The sequence below is a fragment of the Thermoanaerobaculia bacterium genome, assembly GCA_035593605.1.
Classification (GTDB): Bacteria; Acidobacteriota; Thermoanaerobaculia; order UBA2201; family DAOSWS01; genus DAOSWS01.
Map to the genome: position 1 here is coordinate 143,900 of DAOSWS010000002.1, position 16,165 is coordinate 160,064.

13 protein-coding genes are annotated in these 16,165 nt (G+C 55.8%); 2 read left to right on the forward strand and 11 right to left on the reverse strand.

From position 1 onward, the window contains the following. Window position 1: 1 nt before the first annotated feature. The 11 genes from mtnP to lysS are packed head-to-tail and all read right to left on the reverse strand — an operon-like array spanning window position 2 to window position 12,532. A complete protein-coding gene (mtnP, locus tag PLD04_01615; protein HXK67013.1) occupies window positions 2-883 on the reverse strand; it encodes an S-methyl-5'-thioadenosine phosphorylase in 882 nt (293 codons plus the stop codon). Then, window positions 880-1,794 (reverse strand): Gfo/Idh/MocA family oxidoreductase, encoded by a 915-nt coding sequence (locus PLD04_01620; GenBank protein ID HXK67014.1) that lies wholly within the window; start codon window positions 1,792-1,794, stop codon window positions 880-882. Before PLD04_01620 ends, mtnP begins: the two co-directional genes overlap by 4 nt. Then, window positions 1,791-2,573 (reverse strand): acyl-ACP--UDP-N-acetylglucosamine O-acyltransferase, encoded by a 783-nt coding sequence (gene lpxA / locus PLD04_01625; protein ID HXK67015.1) that lies wholly within the window; start codon window positions 2,571-2,573, stop codon window positions 1,791-1,793. The genes PLD04_01620 and lpxA overlap by 4 nt, the downstream gene beginning before the upstream one ends. Continuing rightward, window positions 2,570-3,004, reverse strand: coding sequence for a 3-hydroxyacyl-ACP dehydratase FabZ (fabZ, locus tag PLD04_01630; GenBank protein HXK67016.1), 435 nt, complete (start codon window positions 3,002-3,004; stop codon window positions 2,570-2,572). Before fabZ ends, lpxA begins: the two co-directional genes overlap by 4 nt. Continuing rightward, complete coding sequence (gene lpxD / locus PLD04_01635) at window positions 2,976-3,995, reverse strand: UDP-3-O-(3-hydroxymyristoyl)glucosamine N-acyltransferase (GenBank protein HXK67017.1); 1,020 nt, start codon at window positions 3,993-3,995, stop codon at window positions 2,976-2,978. The genes fabZ and lpxD overlap by 29 nt, the downstream gene beginning before the upstream one ends. Beyond that, window positions 3,995-4,534 carry an OmpH family outer membrane protein gene (locus PLD04_01640; protein HXK67018.1) on the reverse strand — a complete coding sequence of 180 codons (540 nt, stop codon included), beginning with the start codon at window positions 4,532-4,534 and terminating at the stop codon, window positions 3,995-3,997. Before PLD04_01640 ends, lpxD begins: the two co-directional genes overlap by 1 nt. A gap of 28 nt (window positions 4,535-4,562) precedes the next feature. Further along, a complete protein-coding gene (gene bamA, locus PLD04_01645; GenBank protein ID HXK67019.1) occupies window positions 4,563-6,890 on the reverse strand; it encodes an outer membrane protein assembly factor BamA in 2,328 nt (775 codons plus the stop codon). Beyond that, complete coding sequence (locus tag PLD04_01650; GenBank protein HXK67020.1) at window positions 6,847-9,264, reverse strand: ATP-dependent Clp protease ATP-binding subunit; 2,418 nt, start codon at window positions 9,262-9,264, stop codon at window positions 6,847-6,849. Before PLD04_01650 ends, bamA begins: the two co-directional genes overlap by 44 nt. Continuing rightward, window positions 9,257-9,952 carry an ABC transporter ATP-binding protein gene (locus PLD04_01655; GenBank protein ID HXK67021.1) on the reverse strand — a complete coding sequence of 232 codons (696 nt, stop codon included), beginning with the start codon at window positions 9,950-9,952 and terminating at the stop codon, window positions 9,257-9,259. Before PLD04_01655 ends, PLD04_01650 begins: the two co-directional genes overlap by 8 nt. Further along, the gene (locus tag PLD04_01660) at window positions 9,942-11,075 is read right to left on the reverse strand and encodes a hypothetical protein (protein ID HXK67022.1); all 1,134 of its coding nucleotides are present in this window, start codon (window positions 11,073-11,075) and stop codon (window positions 9,942-9,944) included. The genes PLD04_01655 and PLD04_01660 overlap by 11 nt, the downstream gene beginning before the upstream one ends. Next, window positions 11,072-12,532 carry a lysine--tRNA ligase gene (gene lysS, locus PLD04_01665; GenBank protein ID HXK67023.1) on the reverse strand — a complete coding sequence of 487 codons (1,461 nt, stop codon included), beginning with the start codon at window positions 12,530-12,532 and terminating at the stop codon, window positions 11,072-11,074. Before lysS ends, PLD04_01660 begins: the two co-directional genes overlap by 4 nt. Before the next feature lie 85 nt (window positions 12,533-12,617). Between lysS and PLD04_01670 the strand changes: the two genes are divergently transcribed. Then, complete coding sequence (locus PLD04_01670; protein ID HXK67024.1) at window positions 12,618-14,090, forward strand: hypothetical protein; 1,473 nt, start codon at window positions 12,618-12,620, stop codon at window positions 14,088-14,090. Then, complete coding sequence (locus PLD04_01675; GenBank protein ID HXK67025.1) at window positions 14,080-15,252, forward strand: hypothetical protein; 1,173 nt, start codon at window positions 14,080-14,082, stop codon at window positions 15,250-15,252. Before PLD04_01670 ends, PLD04_01675 begins: the two co-directional genes overlap by 11 nt. Window positions 15,253-16,165: the final 913 nt, after the last annotated feature.

The window sequence follows — 16,165 nt, forward strand, 5'->3', positions numbered from 1 at the left end:
ATCAGATGCCGCGGGTGGTCCGGTAGCGGCGAAGGATCGGTTCCAGGGCGGAGAGTGTTTCCTGAGGGACCAGGGAGAGATCGGTCACGATGGACGTGTCCAGGACCGACGCACATTCGCAGTTCCTGGATTGGTTTGCCAGCCTGGCGACGCTCTTCCGGACAATGGACTGCGCCATGGCGGCATTTTCCCGCAGGACTTCCAGGACATGGGTCCCCGTCACATCCTCGGTTCCTTCCCGCCAGCAGTCATAGTCGGTGACCATGGCAATCGTGGCGTAACACATCTCCGCTTCCCGGGCCAGCTTGGCTTCCTGGAGGTTCGTCATCCCGATGATGTCCATGCCCCAGGAGCGGTACACAAAGGATTCGGCCCGGGTGGAGAAGAGGGGCCCTTCCATGCAGAGGTAGGTCCCTCCCCGATGGACGGTGGCTCCGGCTTCCCGTGCGGCATCGCTCGCGGTGGAAAGCAGGTCGCTGCAGATGGGATGGGCAAACGCCACATGAGCTACGATACCGTTCCCGAAAAAGGTGTCCACGCGATGACGGGTCCGGTCGAAGAACTGGTCCGGAAAGACCACGTGGCGCGGTGCGTATTCCTCACGAAGGCTTCCTACGGCGGAGACAGAGAGAAGCCGTTCCACGCCCAGTGACTTGAACCCGTAAAGGTTGGCCCGAAAGTTCAGCTCGGAGGGCAGGATTTTATGACCCACGCCGTGCCGGGGAAGGAAGACCACGGGAATATCATCCAGACGGCCGATAACGTAAGCATCAGATGGAGGGCCGAAGGGGGTCTGGAGTGTTTCGGTACGGTCGATGACCATGCCTTCCATGGCATAGAGACCTGAGCCTCCGATAATACCGATGGGGTCCGGATTACTCATTGGACGACCTCCTGAATGGTTTTTGCAAGCTCAAGGGCCTGGCCGGCCTTGACCCCGTCGACGAGCGGTTTGCGTCCCGTTCTGCAGGCTTCCAGGAAATCCGACAGCTCGCTCACGAGGGGCTCGCTCATTTCTATGACCGGTTTTTCCTCCTCGATGGCGGGACCGTCGGGACTCTGGGCCAGTCGGTACCCCTTCCAGGTTTTCTCGGCGTAATCTACAGATACATAGGCGGATCCGTGGAAGACTCGAAGCTTTCGGATCCTCGTTTCCGAGACCCGGGATGCCGTGATGTGGGCCATGAAGCCGCTGGGGAAGGTCAGGTGAGCCGTCGCCATGTCCACGCGGGGAGAGAGAACGGGAATACCGAGAGCCTTGATGTCTTCAGGCATGGATCCCGCCAGCTCCACGACGATCTGGAGATCATGGATCATGAGATCGAGGATGACATCGATATCCAGGCTTCTCCGCGTGAAGGGGGAGAGCCTTTCAATCACGGCGTACTTTGGTCGGGTCACGGTGGTAAGGAGGTGGCGGACCACCGGGTTGTGCCGTTCCACGTGTCCAACGGCCAGGACACGCTTCGTCCGGTCCGCAAGCTCCGTCAGCTTGTGAGCCTCTTCCACCGTTTCCGTGATCGGTTTTTCCACGAGTACGTGGCATCCAGCCTCCATGGCCCGGCTGGCCACGGAATAGTGGTGAATCGTGGGCACGGCCACAACGACCGCGTCACAGGCCGAGAAGAGGTTGTCCAGATCCGGGTAAAAGGCCACTTCCGACGATTCAGCCATGGACCGGCCGTGGTCGGGGTTGGCGTCGTGGATCCCTACAAACGGGGGATTCAGCTCTTTGAGAATCCGGAGATGATTTTTTCCGAAGCTTCCGCAGCCGACTAGACCCGTGCGGATCATCTTGCAATGACTCCCCGCTCCGATGTGCGGACAAAGTCGATCAGAACCGCAGCGTCGGGATTCTTCCCCATCTCCGCCTCGACTTCCGGCAGGGCTTCGCCCAGGCTCCTTTTGGTCAAAAAGAGAAGACGAAAGGTTCGCTTCAGAGCCGCAATGGCGTCTTCTGAAAATCCCTTCCTCTGGAGGCCGATCGTGTTGATTCCATAAACTCTGGCCGGTCTTGATCCCACGGTTTTGCAGTAGGGAAGGACGTCCTGGGTCGCCACGGTAAAGCCCCCCAGGTAGGCGTAGGCGCCCACCCGGCAGAATTGATGAACGGCACAGAAGGCGCCGATGGTGGCATGGTCTCCCACGGTGACATGACCGGCGAGGGTGCCGGCATTGGCAAAGATCACGTGATCCCCCACATGGCAATCGTGGGCTATGTGGCTGTAGGCCATGTAAAGGCCGTGACTCCCCACGCTGGTCAACCCTCCTCCGTGGCCCGTTCCCCGGTGGATCGTCACAAATTCACGGATGACGTTATGGTCTCCGATCACGCAGCGTGTTTCCTCTCCTTTGAACCGGAGATCCTGGGGAGGGAGACCGATGGTGGTCGGGCCATAGATGATGTTGTCTCTGCCGATTTCGGCTCCCTTTCCCGCGTGAACGCCCTGGATGAGTTGAGTACCGGCTCCAATCTTCACACCTTCTTCGATGATGCAGAAGGGACCGACAGTCACGCTTTCATCAAGCTGTGCCGACGGATGGATGACGGAACTGGGGTGAATTGTGGTCATATACGTTCTCCAACCATGGATAGAAATTCCGCTTCTGCAACAAGCTTCCCGTCGACCCTGGCTTCGGCCTTCAATTTGGCGGTGGAGGCGCGGCGCTTGAGAACCGTGGCCTCCATGACGAGCTGATCGCCGGGAACGACTTTCTGACGAAACCGGGCATTGTCAATCCCGAGAAAGTAGATCAGGCTGTTTTGAAATTCGTGTTGAAGGTTGTACATGAGGCATCCGCCCACCTGGGCCATGGCCTCAAGGATCAGGACCCCGGGCATGACGGGAGCGCCGGGAAAATGTCCCTGAAAGAACGGTTCGTTAAAGGTGACATTCTTAATGCCGACGACGCGCTCGCCCTCCATCTCGATAATCCGGTCCACCAGGAGAAAGGGGTACCGGTGAGGAAGCACTTCAAGAATCTTCTCGATCCGAAGTTCCATCTGTCTCTCCTTTCAAAGCTTTGATCGTTCGGGGGAGCCGCTGCAGGGTGGCAAGTTCTTTCAGCCACTGGTGGTGATCCCTCGATGGGAATCCGGACACAGTTTTTCCGTCGGGAACATCCCGCGTCACTCCGGTCCTGGCCGTCACGGTGACCCTGTTCCCGATCTTGATATGTCCCACGGCACCCGACTGCCCCGCGAATACGCAGTAGTTGCCAATCCGCGTGCTTCCGGAGATCCCGACCTGGGCCACGAAAACAGAGTGGCGGCCGATCTGGACATTGTGGGCGATCTGCACCAGATTATCGATCTTGGTTCCCTGTCCGATCGTGGTAGGTGTCAGGGTCCCGGCATCCACGGTCGAATTGGCTCCAATTTCCACGTCATCTTCGATCACAACGCCGCCAACCTGGGGGATCTTGTGATAAGCACCTTCGTGGAATGCGAAGCCGAATCCATCACTTCCGATCACGGTACCCGCCTGCAGGATGACGCGATTACCGATCCTGCAGCGGGGATAGATCGTCACGTTCGGATAGACGATGACGTCTTCTCCCAGCGTGGTGGGGCCCATGATGGCTGCACCAGGATGAATGACCGTTCTTGGCCCAATGACGACTCCAGATCCGATGACGGCTCCGGAGCCAATGAAGGCAGACGGATCAACTCTGGATTCCGGGTCCACGGAAGCACCGGGATGGATCCCGGGCCGGGGTGGGGCTTCCTTCCGGAAGAGAGGTATGACCCGGGAAAGTGCCCAGTACGGATCGGAATGCCGGATGAGAATCTTGCCTTCTAGGGATACATCCTCATGGCACAGGAGCGCGGGAGCCGGCGAGCTCGAGGCTTCCCTTGCGTATTTGGGGTTCGTCAGGAAGGAAAGATCCCGGGGGCCGGCGGTCTCCAGCGTTGCAATATTCTCAAGCTGAAAAGCGTCATCCCCCGATACGGACCCGCCGATCAGGTCGGCAACCTCGCGAACCGTAGGCATTATTTTGCAGGCGGCGGAATGTTGATCTGCGTATTGAAGCGTCGGAGAACGTCCTCGGTAATGTCCACCGCTTCCGAGGCATAGACAAGGCCGCTGTTGAACTTGTTAAAGATCAGGGAGTAATTGCCTTCGCGGCCGACTTCCTCGATGATGGGCATGATCTTCTTCTCAAGCTTCTTCAGCTCTTCCGACCGTGCATTTTCCATTTCCCTCTGCGTGTCGTCTTTGAAGCGCTTGTAAGAAATGTTCTTGTCTTCGTATTGTTTGCGGAGTTCGGCAAGCTTTTCTTCGGAGAGGACATATTTCTGATCCGACATCATCTTTTCCAGGTTGGAAAGGTCTGTTTCGTACTTTTTGGCTTCCTCGGCCTTCTTCCTTCCCATCTCCTGAAGATTCTGGAAGGCTTCCTTGCCGGCGGAAGACTCCAGGACTACCCGGTCGACGTCGATGACGGCCATCTTTGTGGGCATTTGCTGGGCCGTAAGGATGCAGGGGATCGCCATTAAAAGTGCCAGGGATAAAATGAACCGCTTGTACATGTAAACCTCCTCGTTCATCTATGATGTTCTAAAAGTTAGTACCGATCGTAAATTGAAAATCACTGCGGGATTCTCCCGGTTCCGGGTCCAGATTTATACCGTAAATGAACCGGAGGGGAGCCATAAAGGCAGGGATGAAGATACGCATTTCCGCACCGGTCGAGTACCTGACCCTTCCCAGGTCCCAGTTTTCCCATTCGCCATAGGTCTGGCCCATATCCATAAACAGAACGAAACGGAAGGGACCCTGAATACGCCAGATCGATTCGAAATTGACGAGGAAATATCGATTTCCTCCGAGCAGCCCGTCCTCCGGGTTTTCCGGGCGGATGGACCGTGTTGTGAATCCGCGCAGGGACCGCTCTCCTCCCAGGAAAAACCGCTCGTAAAATGGAATTTTCCTGTCACTGATCGTGAAGATATGGCCGTATTCCGCGTGGAGGGCGAACGTGTGGTGACGATTCACCGGCTGGTAGAGGGTATATTCAAGGGAGGGCTTAATCAGGTCGATTTCTCCGCCCAGAAAGCCTCCGGCATATTTGACCGAACCCCGGATCGCCTGGCCTTTAAAGGGATCAAAGGGGTCGTCCCGGCCGTCGTAGCTGAATACGGGTGTGATACTGGAACTGGTGACGTCATAATCCTGGTAGGACCAGTTGGGGGTCTTGTGGCCCTCATCATCGGTAACGTACCGGTACGAATCACTCCACGTGGCTAGAATGTTTTCATAGTTATAAAGAAGGGAAATGTTGGAAAAGATTCCCAGGCGGATTCCATACCCGAAGGAAAATCCTTCACTTTCCCGGTCGAAGTCGATATAGTCCAGGGTTCGCGAGTAGATCGAACCTGTCAGCAAATGCGGGCGATCCAGAAACCAGGGAGTCGTGTAGGTTAACTCGTAAAAATCTCGCCGTCTCCCCGTCTGAAATCCGACGGAGAGGGATTCGCCCCTGCCCATAAAGTTCCGCGTATTGAAGTAGAGCTGACCGAAGAAACCATCCAGCTCCGAATACCCGAAGCTGAACTGGACATCGTTCCGGGAATGTTCCTGACCGGCGATCAGGGCGTCCACGGTCTTATCGTCGGGATTGAAGGAGAGATCCACCGGTTTTTCCTCGTCCAGCTTGAAGTAGCCGAGCTGGTTGAGGCGGAAGATCGATCTCCGGAAGGAGGGGGCATTGAAGATGCCTCCTTCAAAGATAAAGAGTTCGCGGCGGAGGACTTTGTCCAGTGTTCTTGTGTTGCCGGTGAATTCAACACGCCCGAGGTGATACTGATCCCCTTCATCCAGTTCCAGTTCAACATCCAGGACGTGCTCCTCCTCTTCCACCGGAGTGAAACGGGGGATTAGCCGCATGAAGAGATAGCCGCGGGCGGAATAGAGCTCGCTGATTCCATCCTGGGCATCTTCAAGTTGTTGAAAGTTTAATATTTTGCCGGTCGTGAGCTTGATCTGCTTCATAAGCTCTTCCGTGGGAAAGACCGTAGCTCCCGTAATAGTGACATTTCGAATCCGGTACTGGGGGCCTTCATCAATGGGGATCGTAAGGATGACGCCCCGTTTTCCCTTTTCGTTCGATTCCTGGATATCCAGGCGGGGTTCTCCGATCTTAATATCCTTATATCCGTGTTTCAGGTAGAGGGAACGGACGCGCTGGATATCTTCGTTGATGTTTTCCATGTTGTAGATGCCGTGTTTGCTCAGGGCGGATATCCAGTTCCACTTTTTCGTTTTTCGCAGGGTAAACCGAAGTCGGCGCGTGGAGAAGATTTCATTTCCGGCGAAATGAACGCCAAGGATTCTCATTTTTGTGCCTTCATCCACGGTAAAGACGGCTTTCCGGTTTTGCTTCCCGAGGTCCTCAACCCGAACCTCCACCCGGGCGTTCGGGTATCCCAGTTCCTTGTAGGCGTCAATAATGGCCGCCTTGGCCTGTTGAATGATATCTTCCCGGAGAGGCATACCAACCTGAAATCGAAGTTTCTTCTGTTCGAATTTTTCGCGGATCTGGGAATCACTGAGGGCTTTATTGTTTTCGTAATCGATTTCCTTCAGGATCGGTCTTTCGACGACGTGAATCGTCAGTCTCACATTCTCATCTTCTTTTTCATCGGTGATCCATGCATTTGAGAAGAGCTGGGTTTCCACGAGTGTCTGAAACTGGTGCTGAATTTTTGCGGGAATGTAGGGGTCACCCTCTTTGATCTGAAGATAATAGAGGATCGTCTCCTTCGCGACCGAGACGTTACCCTCGACCTCGATGGAGGTGATCACCGGCGGGTTATCCTCCGCGAATGCGAAGAATGCTCCGCTAAGGATGAGCAGTAGTGACAGGATGGCTAGAGACGGTTTCAATGGTCACCTCTCCCTTGTGCCCCGTCGCGCGAAGTACGATGGGGCGTTGGTGGTTTCGAATCAGAGCGTCCGAGATGGCGGATTCCACGATCTCTCGAATGGCGGCACGCAGGGGGCGTGCGCCGGATGCGGGGTTCAGACGGGTCTTCGAGAGAATGAGTTCTTCCAGGCTCTCGTCCCATGATATATCGATCCTGTTTCGGGAAAGAACCTCCCTGAGCTCTCCGAGGAGGATCTTGGCTACGCGCTTAAGTTCGGTTCTTCCCAGGGGATTGAAGATCACCACGTGATCGATTCGGTTGATGAATTCCGGTGGGAAAATATCTTCGAGATCCCGTTTTACAATATCGTTTACCGGCCTGGTTCCGGATGAATCGGAGGCGAATCCCGGAACGCGCCGTGCCATGGATCGGCTTCCGATATTACCGGTCATGATGATGATGGTATTCCTGAAATCAATCGATCGACCTGATGCGTCGGTGGCTCGGCCCTCCTCCATGACCTGCAGAAGAAGATTATGAATGTCGGGATGAGCCTTTTCGATCTCATCCAGAAGGATGACCGAATAGGGACGACGGCGAATTCGGTCTGCCATCTGCCCGCCCTCGTCGTGGCCCACATACCCGGGCGGAGCCCCCATGAGACGGGAAACCGTATGGCGCTCCGAATATTCACTCATGTCAAATCGAATCAGATGCTGATCATCGTGAAAGAGAGATCGGGAAAGCTGGCGCGCCACTTCCGTCTTTCCCACACCCGAAGGTCCGAGAAAGAGAAAGACACCGACGGGCCGGTCGGGATTTTTCAGACCCAGGCGTGCCCGGCGAATGGCCTGGGCCAGAACCGTAAGGGCCGAATCCTGACCCACAATTCGCCTGTGGAGAATCGCCTCCATGGCTGAAAGCTTCTGGGCTTCCCCCTCGGACAGTCTCGAAACGGGAATCCCGGTCGCCTGGGCGATAACCCGGTTTACATCATCCTCTGTTACGCTCAGAGAGGAATCAACCGGTTCACCATCCATCTGATGATAACTTTCCCGCACATCCACAGCCGCTTCACGGAGTCGAATGGCTTCATCAAAGTTCCGGGAAGAAACGGCGGTTCGGATCTCTCTGGAGAGGCGCTTGAGCTCACGTTTTACTTCAATGGCTCTCTTTCGCTCGGAGGTCATGGTCAGCTTTACCATGGCTCCTGCCTCATCCAGAATATCGATGGCCTTGTCCGGAAAGGCGGCATCGGCAATGTATTGACCGGAACGGCGAACGATCGTGGTCAGGACGTCATCAGAGTAGGCGACCCCGTGAAAATTCTCATAGCGGTGTCGAATCCCCTTGAGAATGGCTATCGTTTCCTCTTCCGTTGTGGGCCGGATGTCCACGGGTTGAAACCTTCGCATGAGAGCCCGGTCTTTTTCGATGTGGCGCCGGAAATCCCGGGGTGTTGTTGCCCCAATGCAGGTGAGGTTTCCCCGTGAAAGGGCGGGTTTCAGGAGGTTCGCCGCATCGAGGGAACCTTCCGCGGCGCCGGCTCCGATCGCTGTATGAATTTCATCAATGAAGAGGATCGTCTGCTCATCCTTCGCGATGTCGGAGAGCAGTCCTTTGATCCGTTCCTCAAACTGGCCGCGATACTTGGTGCCTGCAACGAGGAGTCCCATGTCCAGGGCCAGGATTTTGCAATTCTGGAGGGGTTCGGGAACCGTGCCTGCAACGATGGCCTGGGCCAGCCCCTCGACCAGGGCCGTTTTTCCCACCCCCGGCTCTCCGATAAGAAGGGGATTATTCTTGGTTCGTCGGCAGAGGATGTGAACCATCCGCTGAAGTTCGGCATCCCTCCCCACCAGGGGATCAAAAATTTCCTGACGGGCCATTTCGATCAGGTCGTGACAATATTCTGAAACGCTGTCCTGGGTGAGGCCCTCAAGGGCGGGATCTTCTTCCTCGGTGTCGGAAAGACCGGGAATGGTTTCCCGAAGGGTGAATAAATTGAGACCGTGCCGGTTCAGAAGCCGGGAAGCACTGCAGTCCACACGCATGATGCCAAGGAGAAGGTGTTCAAGGCCAACGCGGGAACTGCCGGTTCCTTCCAATTCATGCACTGCGTAGGCCAGGATTTTCTTTACTTCCTCGGAGAGTGGAATTTCCCTTGGGTTTCCCGTATCCGTCGGGTCTGTTGGTTCACATTCGATTTCTTCCTCCAGGTGCTGGAGGTTGATGTTGAACTGGGCAAAGATCGATTCGATTCTCTCGTCATTTTCCATGAGCAGTCCCTGAAGAAGATGATCCGATTCAAGGACTGTGCTTTGGCTCTGTGCCGCAGCAACACGTGCATGGTACAGCGCCGTCAGAGACTGTTCGCTATAGTTCTCAAACATAAGTATCCCTCAGCATGCCTCCCTCAAAGTGGAGCACACGCCGAGCATAGGGCATGAGGTGCTCATTATGCGTTACTATAACCGATGTCCAGGCGTTTTGTCCATGCAATTCCGTAAGAAAATCCATCGTGAAGCGTTCCGTTTTTCGATCCAGGTTTCCGGTAGGCTCGTCGGCAAGAAGAATGTTGGCACCCGTCACCATGGCCCGGGCCAGGGCCGCCCGCTGCTGTTCTCCCCCCGACAGTTCCCTTGTGTACCGGTGCTCCTTGCCCGCAAGCCCAAGCCGGTCAAGGTATTCAGCGGCTCGTTCATAGGCCGCTTTTCGCTTTTCACGAAGAATGAGAAGCGGAATGGCCACGTTTTCGATCAGAGTGAATTCTTCCAGCAAGTGGTGAAACTGGAAGACCATGCCAATCCTTCGACGGCGGAAAACGATTCTCTCTTCTTCGCTCATTGAAGTGATGGGGGTGCCGTCGATGGTGACCGTACCCGATGTCGGTATATCGAGTCCGCCCAGAATGTGAAGAAGCGTGCTCTTCCCGACCCCGGAGGGTCCCATGATCAGAACCAGCTCTCCCTTTTCAATGGAAAGTGAAAGGCCGGAGAAAACCTCGACCGCTGTCTCTCCTTCCCCGTAGACCCGCGACAGACCACTGGCGGTTATGAGGGCCGATGATTCAAGGGGCATGGAGAACCTCCACGGCGCGTAAGCTTTTTGCGTATGCGATAGAACCTCTCGCGGCCAGTATGCAAAGAATGACGGTCGTTACGACAATTCCCAGCACGGTTGTGGGGTGAAGGGTCAGGGGAACCTGTCCCAGAAATTCAATCGAAGCCGGAAGTTCCAGGAGTCCCTGACGCGTCACGAGATAGGATATTCCCCACGCCATTGCGGCTCCACCTGCAGCGCCCACAAAACCAAGAATAAGGCCGATGGCGGTGAGATAGAGCGAAAGAACTCGCTGGGTCAGGCCGTGAAGCCGCAGGATGATAAAGGTGTCCTGATGGTGGATCACCACGAGGCGCAAGGAGGTGGCCAGCTGCATGGCGGCAATGAGCAGGATGAACGCAACGCCCCCGAACATCAGCCATTTCTCCAGGGCAAGGGCATAGAAGAGAGGCTGGTTGAGGTCACGAAAGGTCTGCAGAGTCCATCCCGCGGGAAGAACGGAGGATAGGGAAGCGGCTGCGGCAAGAGCCTTCTCGGGAGGGTCGAAGGTCGCAATAATCCGGTCCGGAGTTGCCGTGGCGTCTATGTGGTCCCGGACCCAGGACATCGGGACGTAGAGTGCTTCTTCCTCACCCGGAACGCCTCCAACTTCGAGGTGGTCGAGGGTCATTCTCCTGGGTTGAAGTCCAATGGGGGACAGGGCCAGTCTGGGAAGGACAAGGGTGAGGGAATCCTGAACCCTGAGCCCCATCTGCATCGCTACGGAGATGGGAAGGGTGGGCTGTTTGACATCGGTACGTCCCAGAAGGAGCAGGGGTACCGAGCGATCTTTCAGCATGGCCCAGGCGGTTCCCTGCCAGGCTTCGTCCAGTCTCGTCATTCCCTGGTGAGAAAGCTGCTGGATGAGCTGCGGGGGAAGATCTGGACCGGCAGCAGAACGCATCAGGAGCAGATGGGGGGTTCTGGCGAGGTGATAGGACCGAATCACATCCTGGGCGCCATCCATAAAGGCCTGTGTCAGAAGGAGAATCGTAACGCCGATCAGCATCATGGCGACGGAGAAAAGGGTGAAAAGTGTCAGATAGGAGTTGGAACGGAAGGTGAGAATGTAGCGACGGAGAAAGAGCCAGAAAAGGGTCATGCGCCGTCCCGCGGCCGCAGGAGGGGAAAGAGGATAACCTCCCGGATCGATTCCTGGTTCGTGAGGAGCATCACCAGACGGTCGATACCAATTCCCTCTCCGGCCGTAGGAGGCATGCCGTATTCCAGTGCATCAATGAAGTCCCGGTCCAGGACCCTGCCTTCTCCCTTTTGTACCTGTTCGGCGAAACGACGCTCCTGTTCCATTGGATCGTTCAGCTCACAGTAGGCGTTGGCGAGCTCCATGCCGGCAATGATGAGTTCGAATCGGTGAACCGCGGTTTCATCACCCTTGGCAAGCGGGGAGAGTTCAACGGGGAAGCCTGTGATAAAGGTCGGCTGGATCAGGGTCGATTCGACATAATGCTCAAAGAGGGCCATCATCAGGGCGGCACAACTTTCGTCCCCGTTGAGGGGAATCCCGGCGTTTCTGGCTGCGTCCCGAAGGGCATCAAGGTTGTCAGGATCAGGTCCGCCGGGAACCCGGGATTTCACGGCTTCCGGAATCGACACTCGATCCCAGGGCGGGGTGAAGTCGAGCGAGTGGCTGCCATACTCAAGTTCGTAGGATCCCTTGATTTCTTTAACAAGGGAGGAAAGGAGCTCTTCGGTCAGGGCCATCAGGTAGGTGTAATCCCGGTAAGCCTCGTAGAACTCCAGCATAGTGAACTCGGGGTTATGTCGGGTTGAAATCCCCTCATTCCTGAAATTCCGGTTGATCTCGAAGACACGGGGAATTCCTCCTACGATGAGACGCTTCAGAAAGAGTTCAGGGGCGACCCGAAGGTAAAGATCCAGATCGAGGGCGTTGTGGTGCGTGGAAAAGGGCTTGGCCGCGGCTCCTCCCGGGATCGTCTGCATCATGGGTGTTTCGACTTCGAGGAAGGACCGTTCCTTAAAGAAGGTTCGTAAAAAGTCGATGATCCGGGAACGTGTTTCAAAGATATCCCTGACGTCGCGATTCACGATGAGATCAAGGTATCGTCTCCGATACCTGAGCTCCACGTCGGCCAGACCGTGGAATTTTTCAGGCAGGGGCCGGAGAGCTTTGGCAAGGAAGACGAAACGCTCCGCAAAGAGGGTGAGTTCCCCGGTCCGGGTGCGGAGGAGTGTCCCCTCCACGCCGATGTGGTCGCCCAGATCCAGCTGTTTGGATTGTTCCCATGCATCATCTCCGAGGATCTGTTTCTTTACATAGATCTGGAGCCGATCCTTTCCGTCCGAAAGGTCAAGGAAGGTCACCTTGCCGTGCTCGCGGATGGATACAATCCGTCCCGGAACCGTATGACGGGACTTGTTTTCCTCCAGGGCGGCGGCGTCCGTGTCGGCGTACCTCTGTTTGAGGGAGTGAATATCGGTATCGTATGAGAAGTTGTGGGGATAGACCTCCACTTCCAGCTCACGGAGCCGGTTGAGTTTCGAGATCCGTACCTGTTTCTGTTCGTCAAATTCGCTCATGAACGGCTATTATACTACGTGCTTCCCCTCCTGTCCGTTGGATTGGAAGTGCATTCTGAAGGCCGGGCTGTGATATTGTAAAGTCATGGAACGAATCCTCTTCCGGATGATCCTGGTTCTGCTGGTCGTTTTTTTCGCCTACCTCTATCTCTGGGTTCCTTACGTTACGGCCGTAAACGGGGGAGGGGACGTGGTGTTCACCCTCGATGATTCCTATATCCATCTGGCCTTTGCCCGAACCCTCGCTCAATCCGGCACCTTCGGTATCCGTCCCGGTGAACCCGTCGGTGGAAGCACCTCACCCCTCTGGACATTCTGGCTGGCGCCTGCCTTCTGGCTTCCCATTTCTCCGGAATTATGGATGGCGGCGTGGTCCATGCTCTTCACCTTCGCAACCTTTTATCTCCTGTATCGGTTATCCGTGATGATCGGGGTGACCCGTCTCTTTTCCCTGTGCCTGGTTGCAGCCTATGGGGCTTACTATTCCACCTACCTCTCCACGCAGTCCGGAATGGAGATACCCATGACCACAGCCGCCATGCTCCTGCTCTTCCTCGTGCTGGAACGGGGAGGAAGTAACATCGTCCTGGGGATTCTCATTGCGGCTCTGGGTCTCCTTCGGCCCGAATTCTACCTGCTGGGGGTCCTGGTCTTTCTCTACCTTATTATAAATAAGCGTCTGACCTGGACCTTTTTCCCGGTTCCGATGGTTACCCTTGTGCCCTACCATCTCTGGCTCTGGTCTGTGAATGGATTTCCCCTTCCCACGACCTACTTTGCCAAGGTGCCCAGCGTGATCACCCGCCAGTCTCCCATGGAGTACTTTGCCGCATTCAGCGCGTTTCTCTTTCAGCACGCCGGTCTTTTGACGATTCTTGTTCCGGCCGGGCTCTATCTTCTCCTGCGAAGGAAGGTCTGGATCAGCGGCGCCTGGGTTTGCAGCATGGTTGCATGGTCCAGCCTTTCGGGAAAGAGCGGATTGTGGACCCCGACCTATCTGGGGAACTTCGGCCGATACGCGATGATCGTCATCCCGATTCTCTTTCTCGCCGGATTTCTGGTTCTTTCCCGGGGGTTCGAATCGGGGGGGCGAACCCTGCGCCGCTGGATCATCCCCGCTTCGACGGGGTTGATCCTGGTTCTGATCTTTATGACCGTTCCGATGTCCCTGGCTCACTATCGAAAGAGCGTGGAGGATATGCGAATGGGGGACATCCGGGTGGCCCGGTGGGCCGCTGCAAATCTTCCCCGGGATGCAGTTCTGGTCGTTCATGACCTCGGTGCCATGGCCTATTATGCTCCCCAGCGCCTTCTGGACCTGGTGGGGATTGCTTCGCCGGAGGCTCTTGCCTATCGCCGTCAGGGGCGGCTTGTCTCCTTCATCGATGACCGGAAGCCCGATTACCTTATCTTTATCAAGGACTGGGGAGGGTTCCTCGGTTCCCGTCTGAAGGAGTTTCCCCCGGTGATGATCTTCAAGGTGCCCAATACGATCATCTTTTCTTCCGACGAAATCTGGGTCTGCCGCACGCCCTGGACCCGTGGTGATGGCCCCTGAACCATTGTTGAATCCGCAGAAATCCAATCGATTCCGCTTCCCCGGAACATGGGGTGGAATCCTCCTTCTTTATCTGGTTTCACGCATCATCCTTCTTTTCTTCGGGGTCATGTCAATGCAGGCCCGGGGGGTTCAGGATCATAATTACACCCACAATCTTCACCTGACGGATAACACCAATCCCTATCTTGAAGTTGTCTATCGCTGGGATGCCGTCTGGTATGTCGATATCGCAAGAGAAGGGTACCTTGCCCAGCGGAGTAACCCCAATTATGCACAGTGGACCGAAATCCCCTTTGCTACGGGATTTTTTCCGCTTGTACCCCTGCTGATCCGGACGGCCCATGTTCTGATCCCGGAATGGTACCTGGCCGGGGCCCTGACCGGTCTGCTCCTGGGTGCCATGGCTCTCCTGCTCTTGACGGCCGAGATTCGGGATCGGATGGGAGAGGAAGTTGAAACGGGTGTCGGATTACTGTTCCTTGTGTTCCCATCCGCAATCTTTCTTTCTCTCCCCTTTGCCGAAAGCCTCGTACTGATCGGTTTCGTGGCTCTGGCCCGGGGAGTCCGTCTCCGGCAGTGGGAGTGGATCGTCCTGGGAGGACTGATCACGGCCCTCGCCAAACCGATCGGGATTCTTCTCCCCCTCGCCCTGATCTTCGTGAAGCGGGATCGCTGGCGGGAGAGCCTGATTGCCGGGCTGGCCTGGATGGCAGGTCTCCTCCTCGTCTTTTTCGTCTTTTATACAGAGACCGGTCTTCCCCTCGCACCCTTTCTCCGGCAGAACCTCTCCCGCGGGTTTCCCTCAGGACCGTGGCGGGGTTTTGTACACTTTTTTGTTTCAGAGAAATATCTCTTCGGATGGCATGGTTCGTGGGTCGACTTCATCTGGGCTCTATCCTTCATTCTGTTGATGACGCGTGCCTCCATTGCCCGACGTTTCGATCGCCTGACGCTCGTATGGGGCTGGATTCTTCTTCTGGCACCCCTCAGTTCCACAATGGTTTCTTACCAGCGGTTGAGCGTGGCTGCGTTTCCCGTTTTAGTGGAAATTGCTCTCCTGGCACGGAAACCTTCCATCAGAGCCGTACTGTACGTTCTCTTCAGCGGACTGCTCTTTTTGTGGGTCTTTCGATACGCCACGTTCCAGTGGGTCGGATGATCCATCTGCCGCGATGAGCCCCGGATCCCGCCTGCGTGTTTCCTTTCTCTTCATTTTCCTGATTTACAGCCTGACAATCCTTCTCCGTTACCATCCCTATACCTTTCTCAAAGGGGATTCTTTAATCTATGGATTTACAACCACCTCTCTTTTGAAGGACGGCGACCTGGATCTGACCAACAATCTCCCATTTTCCGTGCCCCGAACCCAGGAAAAGAGCTTCTACGCCGTTGATAAAGAGGGAAATCTGGTTCCCAAACATTCTCCCTTTCTGCCTCTTCTGGGGCTTCCCTGGGCGGCCCTGTTCGGCTTCAACGGTCTGCTCATGCTCAATTTCCTGATCGGGCTGGGTGTCGTCACCCTTGCCCTGTTTACCATGCGGAATTCCCGGAACAACCTGAGTCCGGTGATCCTGGCTGCGACCTTCCTCCAGCCCGTATTCCTTCACTATATCTATAACTTTTCCCCCGATCTCCTCGCCACCTTCCTGCTTGTCGCCTCCTTCAGCGCTGCAGTGGCACGCAGGGAATTTCTCTTCGGGCTTCTTTCAGCCATGATGGTCCTGATCCGTCCGATCTTTGCCGTCCAGGTTCTGCTGGGTTTTCTTCCTTCCACCCGGCGATGGAGATATCTTGCAGGTACAATCCTGCCCCTCCTGGCCTGGGGGACCTATAACCAGATCATCTTCGGGGCTCCCTGGATTACGGGCTACCAGCGAGTGGCTGTTTCCACGGGGACGGGGATTGTCATACAGAGTCATGCTCAACTTCTGAATTTCGATCCGTTGCGCATGATCTCCATTCTCTTTTCCTATCCCATGGGATTTCTCTTTACGAGCGCCCTCAGCTTATGGCAGATTTTTCTGCTTCTGCAGCGAAGACAATATCCTCGCCGGCTCTATCTCTTCCTCTTG

Coding starts and splice junctions, on each gene's coding strand:
- mtnP (HXK67013.1), bottom strand. CDS start 883: ATGAGTAATCCGGACCCCATCGGTATTATCGGAGGCTCAGGTCTCTAT.
- PLD04_01620 (HXK67014.1), bottom strand. CDS start 1,794: ATGATCCGCACGGGTCTAGTCGGCTGCGGAAGCTTCGGAAAAAATCAT.
- lpxA (HXK67015.1), bottom strand. CDS start 2,573: ATGACCACAATTCACCCCAGTTCCGTCATCCATCCGTCGGCACAGCTT.
- fabZ (HXK67016.1), bottom strand. CDS start 3,004: ATGGAACTTCGGATCGAGAAGATTCTTGAAGTGCTTCCTCACCGGTAC.
- lpxD (HXK67017.1), bottom strand. CDS start 3,995: ATGCCTACGGTTCGCGAGGTTGCCGACCTGATCGGCGGGTCCGTATCG.
- PLD04_01640 (HXK67018.1), bottom strand. CDS start 4,534: ATGTACAAGCGGTTCATTTTATCCCTGGCACTTTTAATGGCGATCCCC.
- PLD04_01650 (HXK67020.1), bottom strand. CDS start 9,264: ATGTTTGAGAACTATAGCGAACAGTCTCTGACGGCGCTGTACCATGCA.
- PLD04_01655 (HXK67021.1), bottom strand. CDS start 9,952: ATGCCCCTTGAATCATCGGCCCTCATAACCGCCAGTGGTCTGTCGCGG.
- PLD04_01660 (HXK67022.1), bottom strand. CDS start 11,075: ATGACCCTTTTCTGGCTCTTTCTCCGTCGCTACATTCTCACCTTCCGT.
- lysS (HXK67023.1), bottom strand. CDS start 12,532: ATGAGCGAATTTGACGAACAGAAACAGGTACGGATCTCGAAACTCAAC.
- PLD04_01670 (HXK67024.1), top strand. CDS start 12,618: ATGGAACGAATCCTCTTCCGGATGATCCTGGTTCTGCTGGTCGTTTTT.
- PLD04_01675 (HXK67025.1), top strand. CDS start 14,080: ATGGCCCCTGAACCATTGTTGAATCCGCAGAAATCCAATCGATTCCGC.